This is a genomic window from Mesorhizobium sp. WSM4310, assembly GCF_007003935.1.
Classification (GTDB): domain Bacteria; phylum Pseudomonadota; class Alphaproteobacteria; order Rhizobiales; family Rhizobiaceae; genus Mesorhizobium.
Genome location: NZ_VFTA01000020.1, coordinates 116,401 through 133,877, shown reverse-complemented (window position 1 = coordinate 133,877; position 17,477 = coordinate 116,401). Strand labels below are relative to the sequence as shown.

15 protein-coding genes are annotated in these 17,477 nt (G+C 61.5%); 11 read left to right on the top strand and 4 right to left on the bottom strand.

Annotated features, from left to right (window positions below):
* Both FJV80_RS21405 and FJV80_RS21400 read left to right on the top strand, forming a co-directional pair.
* Positions 1 to 864: calcium-binding protein (locus tag FJV80_RS21405; protein ID WP_142877352.1), on the top strand; the 864-nt coding region annotated here is incomplete at its 5' end.
* A gap of 95 nt (positions 865 to 959) precedes the next feature.
* Positions 960 to 1,172: a DUF768 domain-containing protein gene (locus FJV80_RS21400; protein WP_095775549.1), complete on the top strand. Its 213-nt coding sequence runs from the start codon at positions 960 to 962 to the stop codon at positions 1,170 to 1,172.
* A gap of 128 nt (positions 1,173 to 1,300) precedes the next feature.
* Here FJV80_RS21400 and FJV80_RS21395 read toward each other — a convergent pair whose 3' ends face one another.
* A complete protein-coding gene (locus FJV80_RS21395) occupies positions 1,301 to 2,026 on the bottom strand; it encodes an AAA family ATPase (RefSeq protein ID WP_095775548.1) in 726 nt (241 codons plus the stop codon).
* A gap of 316 nt (positions 2,027 to 2,342) precedes the next feature.
* On the opposite strand from FJV80_RS21395, the gene FJV80_RS21390 reads away from it, so the two are divergent.
* The 5 genes from FJV80_RS21390 to FJV80_RS21370 are packed head-to-tail and all read left to right on the top strand — an operon-like array spanning position 2,343 to position 9,978.
* Positions 2,343 to 5,099 carry an AMP-binding protein gene (locus tag FJV80_RS21390; protein ID WP_142877351.1) on the top strand — a complete coding sequence of 919 codons (2,757 nt, stop codon included), beginning with the start codon at positions 2,343 to 2,345 and terminating at the stop codon, positions 5,097 to 5,099.
* Positions 5,096 to 6,079 carry an NAD(+) synthase gene (gene nadE / locus FJV80_RS21385; RefSeq protein WP_095790514.1) on the top strand — a complete coding sequence of 328 codons (984 nt, stop codon included), beginning with the start codon at positions 5,096 to 5,098 and terminating at the stop codon, positions 6,077 to 6,079. The genes FJV80_RS21390 and nadE overlap by 4 nt, the downstream gene beginning before the upstream one ends.
* Positions 6,080 to 6,085: 6 nt before the next feature.
* Positions 6,086 to 8,113: an asparagine synthase (glutamine-hydrolyzing) gene (gene asnB, locus FJV80_RS21380; protein WP_142877350.1), complete on the top strand. Its 2,028-nt coding sequence runs from the start codon at positions 6,086 to 6,088 to the stop codon at positions 8,111 to 8,113.
* On the top strand, positions 8,103 to 9,656 hold the full coding sequence (locus tag FJV80_RS21375; RefSeq protein ID WP_179296118.1) for an AMP-binding protein: 1,554 nt from the start codon (positions 8,103 to 8,105) through the stop codon (positions 9,654 to 9,656). Before asnB ends, FJV80_RS21375 begins: the two co-directional genes overlap by 11 nt.
* Positions 9,657 to 9,711: 55 nt before the next feature.
* Positions 9,712 to 9,978, top strand: a complete 267-nt coding sequence (locus tag FJV80_RS21370) for an acyl carrier protein (protein WP_095775544.1) — start codon at positions 9,712 to 9,714, stop codon at positions 9,976 to 9,978.
* A 54-nt stretch (positions 9,979 to 10,032) separates the two neighbouring features.
* Here the strand turns inward: FJV80_RS21370 and FJV80_RS21365 are convergent, their stop codons facing one another.
* Both FJV80_RS21365 and FJV80_RS21360 read right to left on the bottom strand, forming a co-directional pair.
* Complete coding sequence (locus FJV80_RS21365; protein ID WP_095775543.1) at positions 10,033 to 10,725, bottom strand: class I SAM-dependent methyltransferase; 693 nt, start codon at positions 10,723 to 10,725, stop codon at positions 10,033 to 10,035.
* Positions 10,726 to 10,821: 96 nt separating this feature from the next.
* Positions 10,822 to 11,781: an aldo/keto reductase gene (locus FJV80_RS21360; protein ID WP_142877349.1), complete on the bottom strand. Its 960-nt coding sequence runs from the start codon at positions 11,779 to 11,781 to the stop codon at positions 10,822 to 10,824.
* Between the two features lie 607 nt (positions 11,782 to 12,388).
* Here FJV80_RS21360 and FJV80_RS21355 point away from each other — a divergent pair.
* The 4 genes from FJV80_RS21355 (at position 12,389) to FJV80_RS21340 (ending at position 16,018) form a co-directional block, all read left to right on the top strand.
* A complete protein-coding gene (locus FJV80_RS21355) occupies positions 12,389 to 13,351 on the top strand; it encodes a helix-turn-helix domain-containing protein (RefSeq protein ID WP_142877348.1) in 963 nt (320 codons plus the stop codon).
* A 144-nt stretch (positions 13,352 to 13,495) separates the two neighbouring features.
* Positions 13,496 to 15,013: an aldehyde dehydrogenase gene (adh, locus tag FJV80_RS21350; protein WP_142877347.1), complete on the top strand. Its 1,518-nt coding sequence runs from the start codon at positions 13,496 to 13,498 to the stop codon at positions 15,011 to 15,013.
* A gap of 67 nt (positions 15,014 to 15,080) precedes the next feature.
* Positions 15,081 to 15,419: a DUF779 domain-containing protein gene (locus FJV80_RS21345; RefSeq protein ID WP_095775539.1), complete on the top strand. Its 339-nt coding sequence runs from the start codon at positions 15,081 to 15,083 to the stop codon at positions 15,417 to 15,419.
* A gap of 167 nt (positions 15,420 to 15,586) precedes the next feature.
* Entirely contained in the window at positions 15,587 to 16,018 is a 432-nt protein-coding gene (locus tag FJV80_RS21340) for an ion channel (protein WP_142877346.1), read from the top strand.
* A 12-nt stretch (positions 16,019 to 16,030) separates the two neighbouring features.
* Here FJV80_RS21340 and hemN read toward each other — a convergent pair whose 3' ends face one another.
* The gene (gene hemN / locus FJV80_RS21335; RefSeq protein WP_142877345.1) at positions 16,031 to 17,380 is read right to left on the bottom strand and encodes an oxygen-independent coproporphyrinogen III oxidase; all 1,350 of its coding nucleotides are present in this window, start codon (positions 17,378 to 17,380) and stop codon (positions 16,031 to 16,033) included.
* Positions 17,381 to 17,477 lie beyond the last annotated feature (97 nt).

The following is a 17,477-nucleotide window of genomic DNA, read 5'->3' as shown; positions in this document are numbered from 1 at the left end:
ATGCTGGACCACTGGGCCAAGGTAGCGCCATCGCCCGCCTTCGACTATGCCTATGCCTGGGGCTCTCAACAGGGCGACACCGCGCTTGGCGACTCGCCGGCGCTGCAGGCCCTCTTCCTTCAGCATAATCAGAGCACCACCAGCGTAACTTCGACCGGCGCAACGACTCCGCCCACCAGCACGGTGCCCCCAACCACTACCGTGCCTTCGAGCAGCGATCACACTTTCTACGGCACGGGCGGCGCGGATGTGCTTCACGGCACCACCGGCGCCGATACGATGGTCGGTGGCGGCTACAACGACACCTACTATGTCAACAACGTCGGCGACAAGGTGGTGGAACTGTTGGGCGGCGGCAACGATACCGTGCTGGCATCGGTGAGTTACGCGCTGTCGGCCGGCTCGGAGATCGAGCACCTCGCCATCACGAGCAAGTCCGGCACTACGCCCATGAACCTCAAGGGAAACGGGTTCTCCCAAACCATAGACGGCAATGCCGGCAGCAACATCATCAACGGCGGTGGCGGAAAGGACGTGCTGACGGGAAATGGGGGCAAGGACTACTTTTTCTTCAATGCCGCCCTCAAGACCGGCAATGTCGACAAGATCACCGATTTTAACGTGGCACAGGACAAGATCGCGCTCGACCACCATGTGTTCACCGGCCTTCAAGCGGGCGCCCTTCCCACCTCGGCGTTCCACCAAGGCAGGGGTGCGCACGACAGTGGCGATCACATCATCTACAACAGTTCGACCGGCGCCCTGTCTTTCGACAGCGACGGCGAGGGTGGCGCACATCAGATCCAGTTTGCCACCCTGTCTCCGCATCTGTCTTTGACGGCGTCCTCGTTCATCGTAGCGTGAGCCTTGGGAAACGTCAGACCCCGATCACAAGGGTCTGACGTTTTCTTGAACACATATCGGCGGAACGAAATCGCTCCAACGCTCGTTGGTCCATCATGAGCGCTCGGGGCATCGAATTCCTGCAGAAATGGGTGGAGGATAATTTGCCACCCTATTCGAGATCCGATCCGACCCTTGCGGCGAAGCTCGCCGAGCAAGTGACGGCGGACGCCATCAAGGCGGGAATTCGCCCCGAGGAAATCTCGGAAGAAGTCGGAAGCATGTTGACCACCATGCTTGAAGTGCTCGACCAACGCGACACGAAATGATTGCGCGGCCGGTTACATTGGCAACGTCGCACGGGTCCATGGCCGACACGCCGACGGCTTCGCCGAAGAGAGTGCCACCAAGTCCTTGATCGCCAGCCAATCCAGTGGTTTGGCTCTTATCGCCTTGGTCAAACCGGGACGGTCTCGTGCTCTTTCAAGGCTCGCCTGATGATCTTGTCGAGGTCGTGAGGTTCAGCACCGTTGACTTGTATCAAGGGCCATCCATCCTGGCGCAAGCACTTGCCGATCTCCCTTGAGATATCGGCCTGCCTCAAGCCCCTGTCCACGCCGAGTTCGAACAGCAGGACCTCCAGCAGCGGTTGCTGCGCATGCCGATCCATGAGACGGCGGCGCAATGTTTCCTGCGGCGCATCGAGCTGGATAAGGAGGTCTGGTCGCGGCATGAACGCCAGGCAGTCACGAACCACGTCAATGCTTGGATTTCGCGCCAGCACAACCAGCGCGCATAAAGCCTGGATTAGGCCCTCTTCGAAAATGAAATAACCTTCCGATTGCTGCGCTTGACGCCACGACCCGCACAGCAGGGCGATATCGACCTTCATGCGCCACGACCATGTGCGGCTTCGTAGTGGGATTGACGCCAGAAGCCGCGCCGCGACACCATCCTTCGGCAGGGTCGACAGCAAGACTGGGCCGGAGGTGGCAATCTTTTTGCCAATGCGCCCAATGCCATGGCGAACTTCCGGACCGTCTTCCTGGGCCGACCCATATTCAATCAGGCGATACCCGTTCACTGTCTTCACGTTGATGTCGTATTTCGCCATCCCCTGGCAGAGGCCGCGAAGAAGTGTGGTCTTCCCTGCACCAGGCGGCCCGAACAACTCGATGATCATCACGCAATACCCAAATGTCTCCGAGCAAGCAGTCATTCGCCTGCGTATCAAAGCTTAGCCGGATTACGAGCCACACCAACGTTCATTTGAATGATCTTTCATATATGCCGGAGGCACGCGGGATTGGCCCTTGGCAAGCGTCTCAAGATCGGGGACCTCCGGGCGGACCGGCCGTTACCGAAGGGGAATTGGAGAACGTCTTCGAGGCCGGGAGCGGGAAAGCACTGTCTGATCAAGATCGAGGCATCATCCGAATGATTGATGAAAAGATTTCGGTGGCGAGTGATGGTCGACCTTCAGCTTGGTGGGGCCCTGAATGTCTTCAGCGTATTTGCAGTCTGAAGCGGTGAATGAAGATCTGCGGGTGGATTGTCGACCGACGACGACCCGCGGATGGTCAGATATTCCCGAATACGCTCTTGACGAAGGGGGACCCCTCTGGCGCCCCTATCAGCGGATGGGCGCCGGGTTTGCCGACATTCCCGTCTTCGATCACCTTAGAAACGTCGCAAGGCAATATCCCGACAAGGTCGCGATCGGCGACGGCGCCAATCGCCTGACTTATTCCGAGCTTTTCCGGGCTGTCGAGACATTGTCGCACCGTATCGCTACCGTCGTTCCCGAAGGACAGGCGGTCGGAATCCTTCAGGCCAACTCGGCCTGGTACGCCGTGGCGATACTGGCCAGTATGGCGGCCGGGCGGCCTTCGGTTCCGCTCAACATGAGAGATCCGGGCTCTCGGATCATCGAGATCGTGGATGCCGCACGGCTCGGCGCCATCATAGGCGCTGGAAATGTTCGCCTAATCGATTTGCCGCAGGAAGTCCTATGGATCGATATTGCGGCTGGCGTCGCGCCGAACGGTCAACAGGCATCACAGCAGCCACAGCTCCCTTCGGTTTCCGTCGATGCGCCCGCAATGGTGCTTTACACATCAGGTAGCACCGGACGCCCCAAGGGCATCGTCAACAGCCAACGCAGCCTGCTGTGGCGCGTCCGGCAATATGTCGACGCGTGCCATATCAACGCGGATGACGTTTTCCTGCCGCTGACCGGGCCTGCCACGATCGCCGGTTGCCGGGAGATTTTTACTGCACTGCTGACTGGCGCCACATTGCACCTTCTCGAGGTGGAGGCGGTCGGCCTCCGCGCTGTCCGCGCTCGGGTTCAAGCCGAAGGTGTGACGATCGCCTATCTTGTGCCGGCGCTGCTTCGGGCACTGTTGACCGAGGCCCCTGCTGACGCTTTCCAGTCGCTCAGAGTGGCACGGATCGGTGGCGAGAAGGTGTCGTGGACGGACATCGCCTTGCTGCGCAAAGCCGTTTCGGACCAGTGCCTGATCCAGATCGGCTACTCGTCAACCGAGACCACCGGCTCGCAATGGTTCCTGCCGCAGGATTGGCCGGAGCAAGACGCATCGATCCCCGTCGGCAGACTGCTTCCCGGGATGGCATTCGCTATCGTCGACGACGCAGGACACGATGTCGGGACAGGCGAGAGTGGAGAGCTTCTGATCAAAAGCCCCTATGTTCTGCTTGGTCATTGGGAGAACGGCGTCGTCATTCCCGCGCGGCCGGACCCGGACGATCCCGGTGTGCGGGTCTTTGCGACGGGCGACCTCGTTCGGCTGGACGACGATGGCCTGTTGCGCATCGTCGGCCGCAAGGGGCGCCAGATCAAGATCAATGGTCGACGCGTCGAGCCCGCCGAGCTCGAACGGGTCCTGCGTTGCGCGCCTTCGGTGGCGGATGCCGTGGCAATCGTGACGCCGGCCGAGGAACTCATCGCATTCGCGGTTGCCCAGCGCTTCGCCGGGGCTGCTTTCGCGGAGGAGCTTCGTCAGCTCGTCAGAACGACGTTGCCGGCGCCGCTGCGTCCCTTGCGGTTGCACACCATCGCGGAGATCCCACGCTTGCCGGGAGGTAAGGTAGACCTGGCAACGCTCACCGAAATGGATCGTACGGAGAGAAAGACCGCGCCAGCCGTCCAGCCGCCCGCTGCCCGACCGCTCCCCGCAGGAAGCCAACTGAATACAAGGCAAGTGGTGCAGCACGCGTGGATGCAGGTTCTCAACACGGGCGCTGCGGTGGGAAATTGGGATGAGGCGGGGGGAGATTCGCTGCAGCTGCTGCATTGCGTCATGGCGATCGAGAGCGCCATAGGGCAAGAGCTCGGCCTCGAGGCCTTCACCGTCGGTATGAGCTTCGACGAGATGGTTGAGGCTGTTGTCTCCGCACAGGCGGGCGAACGACACGCGAAGAAGCATCACCCTCCGGTTCTTTTCCTGTTCCCGGGGTCCGTCGGTTATGGTCCGAGCCTGGCTGCGTTCGCAGCCGCCATGGGCAAAGTCGCCCGCGTGAACCCCATTCGGTATCCTGCCCTCGCCGCGATATTGGACGGACATAACAGCCTCTCCGCCATGGCTGCCGCCGCAGTCGAGCAGATAGACCGCGCCCAGCCTGACGGCCCTGTGCGACTTCTCGGCCATTCGCTTGGTGGCGCGGTTGCGTTCGAGGTCGCGGCACGGCTTCTGGCGGCCGGTCGATCGGTAAGGTTTTTGGGTATCCTCGATACGAGCCTTCTGGACGAGCCGAGCAACCATTGGGAGACACTTACCCGCACATTCCATCGCATTCGCACCAATCGCATATCCGCCCACCGGATGGCTTGCCGAGCTCTTGCCAAGATCACCGTCGCCATGGGCTGCGAGGCGTATCTTGCCAGGATTCTCGACCGCTTTGGCAAGGGAGAGTTCAGCCCGACCAGCTTCAGAACCAAACTGGAACTGCAGGAAGTCTTGCGGGCGCGGTCTTTCTTCCAGTGGCTCGCGGCACCCAAACCGGCCCTGCCCATCTCCGGCACCTTGTTCCGATGCCGTCGGGAGGGAATGCCTCGGGCCCTGGGCTGGGAAAGCGCTCTGGCGCATTTGGACGTGGTTCCGATCATGGGCAACCACATCGACCTTGTCATAGAGCCCAATCTTGCCACCAACCGCCCGCTCATCGAGACGGCCGTCGTGCGGACCTACTCCCCGGCCGAGTCTCGCAAAAGGGAGGATCTGTCATCGACGTGATCTCACACTTCAGCAAGGACATGCTGGTGCTCGATGCTCGTGCGGAGGTCGATCGCATCGTTGACACCTTGCGCAAGCAGGTTCTTGGCACGCTCCGCCGTCGCGGAGTGGTTGTCGGCCTTTCCGGCGGCATCGACAGCTCCGTCGTCGCGACCCTGTGCACACGGGCGTTCGGCAAAGACAAGGTCTTGGGCCTGTTCATGCCGGAGCGCGATTCCTCCGGCGACTCCCTGAGACTTGGCCGCCGTGTCGCGGCACAGCTTGGCATTGAGAATATCCTGGAAGACATAGGCCCGGCAGTGGAAGCCGTCGGCGCCTATCGTCGGCAGATCGAGGCGATCCGGACCGTCGTTCCCGACTATGGGGACGGCTGGAAATGCAAGCTGGTGATCGAACCGGTTCTCGAGAGCAACGGCCTCAACATCACCCGGCTCACCGTCCAGGATCCGGAGGGCAAGGTCGACACGGTGCGTCTGTCGCCTGCCGCCTATCTGCAGATCGTCGCCGCAACCAACTATAAGCAGCGTCTGCGCAAGATGACGGAATACTACCACGCCGACCGCCTCAAATACGCGGTTGCGGGGACACCAAACCGTTTGGAGTACGACCAGGGGTTTTTCGTCAAGCAGGGCGACGGAACCGCCGACGTGATGCCGATCGTCCACCTTTACAAAACCCAGGTTTATCAGCTCGCGGAATATCTCGGGGTGGACGAGGAAATCCGCCAGCGGGCACCGACCACCGACACATTCTCCATGGCGCAAAGCCAGGAGGAGTTCTACTTCGCGCTGCCCTATCATCTGATGGATTTATGCCTCTACGGCCTAAACCATGGGATCGCCAGCGATGAGGTCGCGGCGGTTGCCGGCCTCACCGAGCCCCAGCTGCAGAAAGTCTTCAAAGACATCGACGCGAAACGGCGGGCCGCCCACTATCTTCACGCGCGGCCTTTGCTCTCCGTGGAAATTGGCGAGGATTGACCGGGAATGTGCGGCATCGCTGGAATTGTGACCCTGAACGCCGCGGCGGCTTCTCCTTCACGCGAGGCGCTGATGCGGATGGTGGGCACGCTGGCGCATCGCGGGCCGGACGAGCGCGGCATCTACCGCGACAAGCGTGCAGGGCTGGCGCATGCCCGCCTGTCCGTCGTCGATCTTTCCAGCGGCCAGCAGCCGCTTGCGGACACAGGCGATACGACCTGGATCGTATTCAACGGCGAGATATTCAACTATGTCGAGCTGCGGGAAAAGCTGATTGCGCTTGGCCACCGCTTCCGGACCCGCAGCGACACGGAGGTCGCGCTGCATGCGTATCGCGCATGGGGCGAAGCGGCCTTCGAGCGGATGAACGGCCAATGGGCAATCGCAATCTGGGACTCAATAGCAGGTCGTCTCGTCTTGTCGCGCGACCGGTTCGGCATTTGCCCCCTGCATTTTTGCGAGCATGCGGGCCGCCTATATTTCGCCAGTGAAGTGAAGGCCATTTTCGCAGCCGATCCAGCCATCCCTCGCGCGTTTGATCCTGCCGGCCTCGATCAGACGTTCACGCTCTGGACTGTCGTTCCACCGCAAGGGGTATTTCAGGGAATCCACGAGCTCGTACCGGGGCATGTCCGCATCTACCAGGATGGCACCGTTCGCGAGCAGGTCTTTTGGCAGCCTTCCTACCCCGAGAATATCGGAGCGCAGCACGGCGAGTTCAGCGGGTCGTGCGATGACGCGGTGGACCGCGTGCGTGACGCCCTCGAGGCCGCGACGGCACTCCGCATGGTGCGCGCCGACGTGCCTGTCGGGTGTTACCTGTCGGGAGGACTGGACAGCTCGCTCGTGGCGACACTGGGAAGGCGTTTCGCCGGCCGACGCTTCCAGACCTTCTCCTTGCGTTTTGCCGACGCCGAATATGACGAGACCCGCTTCCAGCGCCTGGTTGCCGAAGCAACCGGCAGCGAGCACCATGAGGTGGTGGTTTCGCGCGGCGATATCGCGGCAATCTTTCCTGAGGTGATCTATCATACCGAGCGCCCGATACTGAGGACCGCCCCGGCGCCGCTGTTCCTGCTATCGAGGCTGGTGCGCGAGCGTGGCATCAAGGTCGTGCTGACCGGCGAAGGTGCCGACGAAATGTTCGCCGGCTACGACCTGTTCCGTGAAGCCAAGGTCCGCCGATTCTGGGGACGCCAGCCGGCGTCGACACGACGCTCACGCCTCCTGGAGCGTCTTTACCCGTATCTCACCCGCTCGCCGGTGCAACAGCAAGCGATGGCGCGCCAGTTCTTCGGACGCGGGATCGAGGCGCATGACGCGCCCGGCTTTGCCCATGACACGCGCTGGCGCAGCACCGGCGCCATCAAGCGCCTGTTCTCCGCGGATCTGCGCGCCGATTCCCAGCGCCGCGACGCCGTGTCGGAGTTGCTTGGCAGTCTGCCCGCGGCGTTTTCGCGCTGGAGCCCTCTTGCGCAGGACCAGTATCTCGAGGTCCAGACGTTGATGTCGGGCTATCTGCTTTCCTCGCAGGGCGACAGGATGCTGATGGCTCACTCCGTCGAGGGGCGCTTTCCGTTCCTCGACGATGAACTTGTGAGGCTCGCGAATTCACTTCCGCCTTCCTACAAGCTGCGTGTCCTGGATGAGAAGCACGTGCTGAAACGCGTGGCGGAGCCGATCGTGCCCTCCGAGATCGTAACCCGCAAGAAGCAGCCATTCCGGGCGCCCAATGCGCTTTGCTTCGCTGACGACGCCGCACCTGAATACATTCGCGAAGCGCTTTCGGAGACGGCGATACGCAAGGCGAATGTTTTCGATCCGGCTTCGGTCACACGCCTGCTCGGCAAGTGCCAGGCCAGGACCGGTGACGGTGATCTTTCCAATGCCGACAACATGGCGCTTGTCGGCGTGCTGTCGACCCAGCTCCTGCACCAGCAGTTTGTCGCGAGCTGTCCCGGTGCAACCCACATGCGTTGGCTCAGCGTCGACGTCGACCGCGAACATCGGGAGGAGCGCTTGCATGTTGCATGATGCCGTACCCCTGCTGCATGACTACCTCGCCCACTCCGCCGGCCGGCTCGGCGACAAGGTAGCGCTGGTGTGCGGCAAGCAACGTGTCACCTATGGCGAGCTCGAGGCGCGCGCCAATGCAATCGCCACGGATTTGGCCGCATCAGGGGTCGCGCGCGGCGACCGCGTGATGATCTTCGCCGACAACACGGTCGAGACGGTGGTGAGCTTCTGGGCTGTACTCAAGGCGAATGCGGTGGTGTGCATCGTCAACCCGCTGACCAAGAGCGACAAGCTTGATTATCTGCTCAACGACTGCCTACCGGCGGCGCTGATCACCGACGCGCATCTGCACTCGATCTTCCGCGAACCGGCGCGCAGCTGCCCGTCACTTCTGCGGACGATCGTTTCCGGATCGATCGATGATGACGAGCTCTCCCGATTGCCGCAAGCCATACGCTGGGACATCGCGGTCGCCGCCGGCGACGCGCCGCCGGCGCGGCGCTGCATCGATATCGATCTTGCCGCCATCATCTACACGTCCGGCTCGACGGGTGAACCCAAGGGCGTGATGCTGACGCACAGGAACATGATGACCGCGTGCGCGTCGATCGCTTCCTACCTCGAGCTTGCAGAGGACGAGGTGATCCTCAATGTCCTACCCCTCGCCTTCGATTACGGCCTGTACCAGATGGTCATGGCGTTTCGCACCGGCGCCCGGCTGGTGCTCGAACGTTCGTTCGCCTTCCCGGCGCAGGTCCTTGGGCTGATCAGGCAAGAGGGGGTTACGGGTTTCCCCGGCGTGCCGACCATCTTTGCGGCACTCTCCGAGCTCAAGTCCCTCAAGGACCAGGATTTCTCAAGCATTCGCTACGTCACGAACACCGCGGCGGCCCTGCCCCTCAAGCATATTCTCATGCTTCGGGATCTGTTTTCGAGCGCACGCATCTATTCGATGTACGGCCTCACCGAATGCAAGCGTTGCACCTATTTGCCGCCGGAGGATCTCGCGCGAAAGCCGTTGAGCGTCGGGATCGCGATCCCGAATACCGAAATGTGGATCGTCGACGAACATGACAGAAGGGTCGGCCCCGGCGTCGTTGGCCAGCTCGTCATTCGCGGCGCGACAGTCATGAAGGGCTACTGGGGCAAGCCCGAAGCGACGGCCAGGAAGCTCAAACCCGGCCCGTTGCCCGGCGAGCAGGTCCTATATACCGGCGACTACTGCCGGATGGACGCGGAGGGCTACCTCTACTTCGTCAGCCGCGGTGACGAGATCATAAAATCGCGAGGCGAGAAGGTGGCGCCGAAGGAAGTGGAGAACGTCCTTATGGATATTCCCGGCGTCCGGGAAGCAGCGGTCATCGGTGTTCCCGACGAACTCCTTGGGCAGGCGGTTAAGGCGTTTGTCGTGATGGAGAATGGAAGAACCATCGGCGAAAAACAGCTGCAGATGGAGTGCCAGAAACGACTGGAAAACTTCATGGTTCCGAAGTCCATCGTCGTCGTGGCCAGCCTACCGATGACGGATACCGGCAAACTCAAGAAAACGGCCCTGTCATGAGGTGGGCGCGGGGACGAGGTCGCTTATTTTATTGTGTCTTACAGAGGGCGAATTCATGTTGACGATCAAAGACCGCACCGGAACCTACAGCGAGCAGATCCGCAGTTTCCTGGTTTCGAATTTCTACGTGAGCGACGTGAAGGCATTGATGAGCGACACGTCCTTGCTCGACCAGGGCATCGTCGACTCGACGGGAGTGCTTGAGATTATAGGCTTCATAGAGGAGACCTTTGGCATCATCGTCGAAGACAGCGAGCTCTTGCCTGAAAACCTCGATTCCATTCAAGGGATCGAGCAATACATCATCCGCAAGATGAATTGATTGCCGGCGTAAAGCCCAGACCGGTTCGCGCAATTGCTCTGGGTTTCCGCACGCTCATGCCTGCGACTTGGCTTGTCCCAGGACCACCCGGCCCTCGCCCGCTTCGTTCGACACAGCGCGGATGTTCTCGTATGCCTTGCCGCGCTCCAGCAGTCCCATCACCTGCCGGTCCTGGCCAAGGCCGACCTCGAAGAGCAGGGTGCCGCCAGGCCGCAAGTATCGTGGCGCGTCCTTCACCACCCGCATATGGATGCTCAGGCCGTACGGGCCGGCCGCGAACGCTTCGCGCGGCTCGAGTTCGACCAGATGCGCGCGGTCACCCTCAAGCCGCTTTTCCGAAATGTAGGGCGGATTGCAGACGATAATGTCGATCGTTCCGTCGAGCCCAAGGCCCGAGAGAGCGTCGAACAAATCGCCCTGAAGCACCGAAACGCGGTCAGCCATGCCGTGATGGGCGGCGTTACGGCGTGCCACGTCGACGCATCCGTCGGTGAGGTCGCTCGCCCAGACACGTGCGGTGGGAATGTGGTGGGCGATGGCACACGCCAGATTGCCAGTGCCACAGCACATGTCGACGATGCGCGGCGCCGGCAGGTTCATTTGATGCAAAACACCAAGGGCCGTCCTGCCCAGCAATTCCGTCTCTGGCCGGGGGACGAGCGCACCGGGCGCGACGAGCAACTCAAGTCCCATGAAAATGGCGCGGCCCGTGCCATAGGCGTCGGCGACACTGAACTCTTTGCTCATGGCGAACCCGCTGGCTTAATGTTTCCAGTATAGCTGTTCGGCATTCCTGCGCCAGTCAAACCTGTGGTTGGAGAACCCCGGCAAGCTGCCAGCCGATTAGTCTTTGACACCCATGTCGAGCGCGGCAATGACGGCATTCAGGCGCTCGGGTGTTAGATCGTTCTTCAATCGCCGCAGATTGAAATCGAGGTGTTCCTTCTTGAGCATGGAGACCAGGGTGACGCCGGCCGAATTCGTTGCGAATGCGTAATCGGCGAGAAATGCGATAGCAATTTCAGTGGGACTGCCGCGGTATCCGAGGTCACCAAGAGCGACCAGTATTCCCTTGCGCGCATTGAATTTCGCGACGATTCGATTGAGGCCCGAGAATGTCCCGTGCGTTACGAACGTTCTGTGCCGGTGAACGCGCGCCTTCAACTTGGCGAGATTTGACTCCAGCGGGGTATTGGCAATCTGCACGAACCGATAAGGCAGCGATTCCTGGAGAGCCGTCATTCCGGCCTCGAGGTCTCCCGCGACCGAGATGGCCCGGGCCTTCCCGTCCTGAATCACGCGCTCCAGGGCCCGGATGATATCCTCGCGAACAAGCTCTTCGGCGGTCGGACGATGCAGTGCGAGGACATCGACATAATCCGTGCGAAGACGCCCCAGGCTTTCCTCGACACTGGATCTTATCAACGCCGCGGACAGCGGCACCTTGAAAGGCGTGGGGCGCACTCTTGAAGCATGCTGCTTAAGCGCCGGAACCGTCGCAACAGCGATCCGCGACAACGGCTTCAGCAGTCGCATGGTGGCGGAGGTCTTCGGCGGACGCATGCCAACCTTGGTGCAGACGCAGACGCTATCGCGTTTCCTGGATGCAAATTCACCCCAGATCGATTCAGCCATGCCGTCGCCGTACGAAGGCGCTACGTCGTACCAGGTCACCCCTGCTTCGTAGGCGCGTTCCAAGGTCTCGATGCCCTTGCGAACTCCGATACGAGAGCCAAGCGAAGCGCAGCCAAAGCCGATACTTGAAACCTTGCTGCCAATAGCTTCGACAAAGACCAGCTTCATGGCAAAGCCTCGTTTTTGATACCGGCATCAAGCCGCCGCTGTCTCAGTCGAATGATCTTTTTGTCTTTCTGTCAATAGACAAGAAAGAAATCCATGAGCCAGCGCCAGTGCAAAAGGTGGCATTAAATAGCATATCTGCGCGTCTCGGATCGTGATCACGGGTGACTGCATGCAGAACAGAAACGGATTCTTAGTCAGGTAAAAATTCCTCCAGAAAGATAGTGGCGGGCCGGACGGTATATTTATAATTTTGATTTTATTGACTTTTTCGTGGGCCGGGACGTTCGCGAGGTAGTTATCTGTATGCCTTGGCGGCGATTTCAGCGACCGGGCCATAGTGAGCAGATCTTTGCTCTCGATCAAGGAAGCCCCAATTCATTGAGCTAGATTTTGAACCAGCTGAAGGGCGCCTGGGAGCAAAGAATGTTCTCGCCGAGGAGGGCTATGGCTTGGCCGGATATCGCAGTTCGATGACTCCGCCTCTGATTCTTCTGTCGAATTGACAGTGTCGTGATTTAAAGCCGAACCTGGCATGGCACCAGCGCTACCTTGTCTTGAAGCAGCGATGGTCCGGGAGCTGAAGGAAAGACTGGTTTTGGGAGGAAGCATGGGCGAGGACCTATCCGGTCATCATGCCGACCGCATTCAGGCCGCGATCGCTTCGGACGCGGCGGCGAAATCCGCGCTGGTCGCGTCCTGGCGACGGTCTTCCAATTTGCACCGGCTCGATCCAACCGACTGCCGTTCCCCACGCTACCTCACGGAGACGGAGCTGGGGCAGGCCCGCCAACGTATCGAACCACTCGTCCGGGCTGCCCAATCGAGTCTGGACCGGCTCTATCTCGCGGTGGGCGGCGTCGGATGCTGCGTCCTCCTCGCCGATCGTGATGGCGTGCCCGTCGAACGGCGCGGCGCGCCTGTGGATGACGAAACGTTTCATTCCTGGGGTTTGTGGACTGGCTCCGTCTGGAACGAGCAAAGCGAGGGCACCAACGGTATCGGCACCTGCCTGGTCGAACAGCGCGCGCTGACGATCCACCGCGACCAGCATTTTCATACGCGCAATACGGGGCTCAGTTGCACCACCGCTCCGATCTACGACCACCAGGGAGATCTGGTGGCCGCGCTCGACGTGTCGTCCTGCCGCGCTGACCTGACCGAAGCTTTTGCCAACCTTATTTCGCTAGCCGTTATCGACGCGGTGCGTCGGATCGAGGCAGAGAACTTCAAAATGGCATTCCCCAAGGCCCGCATTCTGCTGGCGCCGGTGGCCGACAAAGGCTCCGGCGCACTGATCGCCGTGGATACAGACGATTTGGTGGTCGGCGCGACCCGGTCGGCTCGCCTTGCGCTTGGAATCACCCAGCAGTGCCTGGACAAGCCGATGCCGGCGGCCGATCTGCTCGGCTGGGCCGGCCCAGAAGTGCTTGCCGAGGCGGAGCGCGGTGTTCTGCAGCGGGCGCTCGCGCGGGCGGACGGAAATGTCTCGGCCGCGGCCCAGGCGCTGGGCATCAGCCGCGCGACGCTTCACCGCAAGCTCAACCGCCTGGACGTCCACAGGTCGCACTGACCATTCGAAACCTCATACGGCTGTCGCAATTCTGCGACACATCCCGCCCGCGCGCTGTCTCCGGGGCGGTGACATTGGCGGCCTAAATCGCAACTCTCTTCCGAAGCGTCGCATCCCGCGACGTCAGCTTTGGGAGGAAGACACATGAACAAGGTTGAATTCTCACGCCCGGTCAAGGCGCCTTTCGACAAGCGCTACGGCAATTTCATCGGCGGCAAATGGACCGAACCCCGCTCCGGCCGCTACTTCGAGAACCACTCCCCGGTGAACGGCCAGCTGCTGTGCGAGGTGGCGCGCTCGGATGCCCAGGACATCGAGGCGGCCCTGGATGCGGCCCATGCCGCCAAGGACGCGTGGGGACGCACCAGCGTGGCAGAGCGGTCGCTTATCCTCAACCGCATCGCCGACCGCATGGAGGAGAACCTCGATCTGCTCGCCTGCGCCGAAACCTGGGACAACGGCAAGCCGATCCGAGAAACGACCGCGGCCGACCTGCCTCTGGCCATCGACCATTTCCGGTATTTCGCTGGCGCCGTGCGCGGCCAGGAAGGCAGCCTTTCGCAGATCGACGACGACACGGTCGCCTATCATTTCCACGAGCCGCTCGGCGTGGTCGGCCAGATCATTCCCTGGAACTTCCCGCTGCTGATGGCATGCTGGAAGCTCGCGCCCGCGCTTGCGGCCGGCAACTGCGTCGTGCTGAAGCCCGCCGAGCAGACACCGGCCGCCATCCTGCTCTGGGCCGATCTTATCGGCGATCTGCTGCCGCCAGGTGTGCTCAACATCGTCAACGGCTTCGGCCTCGAGGCCGGCAAGCCACTCGCGTCTTCGCCGCGCATCGCCAAGATCGCCTTTACCGGCGAGACCACGACGGGCCGGCTGATCATGCAATATGCCAGCCAGAACCTCATCCCCGTCACACTGGAACTGGGCGGCAAGTCGCCCAACATCTTCTTCAAGGACGTTGTCGCCGAGGACGACGATTTCTTCGACAAGGCGATCGAAGGCTTCGTCATGTTCGCGCTGAACCAAGGGGAGGTCTGCACCTGCCCGAGCCGCGCGCTCATCCATGAATCGATCTACGACAGGTTCATGGAACGTGCCCTCAAGCGCGTCGAAGCGATCGTGCAGGGCGACCCGCTCGATCCCGCGACGATGATTGGCGCCCAGGCCTCGTCCGAGCAGCTTGAAAAGATCCTGTCCTACATCGACATCGGCCGCCAGGAAAGCGCCGAGGTGCTGACCGGCGGCGCCCGCAATGTTCTGCCCGGCGACCTGGCGGGCGGCTATTACGTCAAGCCGACCGTGTTCAGGGGCCACAACAAGATGCGCATCTTCCAGGAGGAGATTTTCGGACCGGTGGTTTCGGTCACGACCTTCAAGGACGACGACGAAGCGCTCAGCATTGCCAACGATACGCTCTACGGGCTCGGCGCCGGCGTCTGGACACGTGACGGCAACCGCGCCTATCGCTTTGGCCGCGCGATCCAGGCCGGCCGCGTCTGGACCAACTGCTACCACGCCTATCCCGCGCATGCGGCCTTCGGCGGCTACAAGCAGTCCGGCATCGGCCGCGAGACGCACAAGATGATGCTCGACCATTATCAGCAGACCAAGAACATGCTGGTCAGCTATAGCCCGAAGAAGCTCGGCTTCTTCTGATCGGCTGTTTGTCGCACAGGCGCGGCTCCGCGAGGGGCCGCGCCCAAGACTGGAGATCGGAAAGACCATGCACGCAAAGGTCACGGCGACGCCGGCCGCCCTCGAACTGGTCGCGGAGATCGTTGCCGAGCATGGGCCGGTGCTGTTCCACCAATCCGGCGGCTGCTGCGACGGCTCTTCGCCCATGTGCTATCCGCGCGCCGGCTTCATCGTCGGCGACCACGATGTACTGCTCGGCCACATCGAAGACGTACCCTTCTACATCGGCGCGTCGCAATTCGAGGCCTGGAAGCACACCGATCTGATCATCGACGTGGTGCCTGGCCGCGGCGGCATGTTCTCGCTCGACAATGGTCGTGAGAAGCGGTTCCTGACGCGGTCGACGATCTGCGCCGTCCAGATGTGATGTCGGTGCATCGGGCTGCTTGCCCTTTGTCCCAGTGAAAGGAACGCACCAGAAAAACAGACGCGTGGACAACCGACAGGCGGCAAGAAGCGCGTGCTTCGGTTCTCATCCTCCATCGGTTTGATCTTGCACAATGCAAAGCGCCGCTGCGCCGCTACGATCAGCATATGGTCATAAATCTGTTCGCCGGCACGATCGTCATCAGCCTGACGGTCCTCATCCATACCTTCGGTCTCATCGCGATTACCCACGCCATGGCGCACCTCGTGGCTCGCTTCCGCATGCACGGCCGTCGCAGCCGAGTGGTCGCGATTATCAGCGTCGTCATGGGGCTCTTTGCCGTTATCACAGCCGAGGTGTGGCTGTGGGCCGGCGTGTATCTTGAACTCGGCGTCTTGCCGGACTTCGAGACCGCGCTCTATTTTTCCACCATTACCTTTTCGACGGTCGGATATGGCGACGTGGTTCCCGCCCATGGCTGGCGCGTGCTGGCGGCGCTCGAGGGCGTGAACGGATTTCTGCTCATCGGCTGGTCGACCGCCTACCTGGTCGCTGCCGGAACGCGCATCGGCCCGTTCAGGGTTGGCGAGCACTTCTGACCGGACAGGCGCTCAGACCGCCACTGAATGCCTGGCTGCGCCGGCTTCGAGGTACTTGTCGAACTTCGCTGCAACCGCCCTGACAAGCGGGCGGCTGTCCTTCGGCACGACGAAGTTTTCGCCGTCGAGCCGAAGCAGCAGCCCGCCGCCGCTGATCGCAAGTCGACTTGCCATGGCCAGGAGACTCTGGCCGACGTCGCCGAAGCGCTCGACCAGTTCGATCGCCGAGAAGGCGAAATGGCACATCAGACGCTCGATGATCCAGCCTCTCGCCAGATCGTCGACGCTGAGCTCGATGCCGCGCGCCACTGCCAGCTGTCCGGAATCCACGGCCTTCTCGTATGCGCCGGTTGCGACGATGTTCTGGGCGTAGCCCTGGCGGTATCGGCTGATCGCGGAAGGCCCGAGCCCAATCAGCGTCTCGCAATTGTCCTCTGTATAGCCCTGGAAATTGCGGCGGATCTTGCCGGTGCGAGCCGAGATGGCGAGCGTATCGTCCGGCTTGGCGAAATGGTCCAGCCCCAGGGCCTCGTATCCGGCGTCCACGATCAGCCGGGCGGCGAGCTGCGATTGCGCCAACCGTCCGGCGGAATCGGGGAGCCATGCTTCGTCGATCATCGTTTGATGTTTCTTGAACCAAGGCACATGCGCGTAGCCGAACAGCGCCAGCCTGTCGGGCTGCAGCGTCAACGCCTGGGCGACGGTGCGAGTAACACTCTCGAGGGTCTGGTGCGGCAGTCCGTAGAGCAGGTCGAGGTTCACCGAATTCACGCCACGCGCCCGCACGGCGTCCACCACGCTCTTGGTCAGCAGGAAGGTTTGCTCGCGATTGATGGCTTTCTGCACCTTGGGATCGAAATCCTGAACGCCTAGGCTCGCCCTCGTCATGCCCATCGCGGACAGGGCGTCGAGCCGGGCCTCGTCCATGTCGCTCGGATCGATTTCGACACTGAGGCTGGCATCGTCGAGCACATCGAAACGATCCCGCAGCGCTTTTCCAAGCGACAGGATGTCCTCGGGATTCAGCATCGTCGGCGAGCCGCCGCCGAAATGGATGGCGCGCACCCGGCCCTTGCCGCGCACGAGGCGGCCAACCGTCTCGATCTCCCTATGCAAGGAGTGCAGAAAGGTCGCCACCGGCTGATAGTGCCGGGTCTGCTTGGTGTGGCATGCGCAGAACCAGCACAGCTTGTCGCAGTAGGGAATATGCAGATAGAGCGATATCTCGTCATCGCTTTCGAGCGCTTCGAGCCAAGTCCGACAGACAGCCGCATCAACCCCCGGGTGGAAATGAGGCGCTGTCGGATAGCTCGTGTACCGCGGTACATTTTCGCCAAGCCTGGCGGCCACTTCCGGTTGCATGTCGCTTCCTCTGTGTTTGCAAGGTCAAGGCAATGGCCGCAACCGCGCGCCAATGCCTTGATTTCGGTCAAAGCCTTTGCACCGGACAAACTGTCAC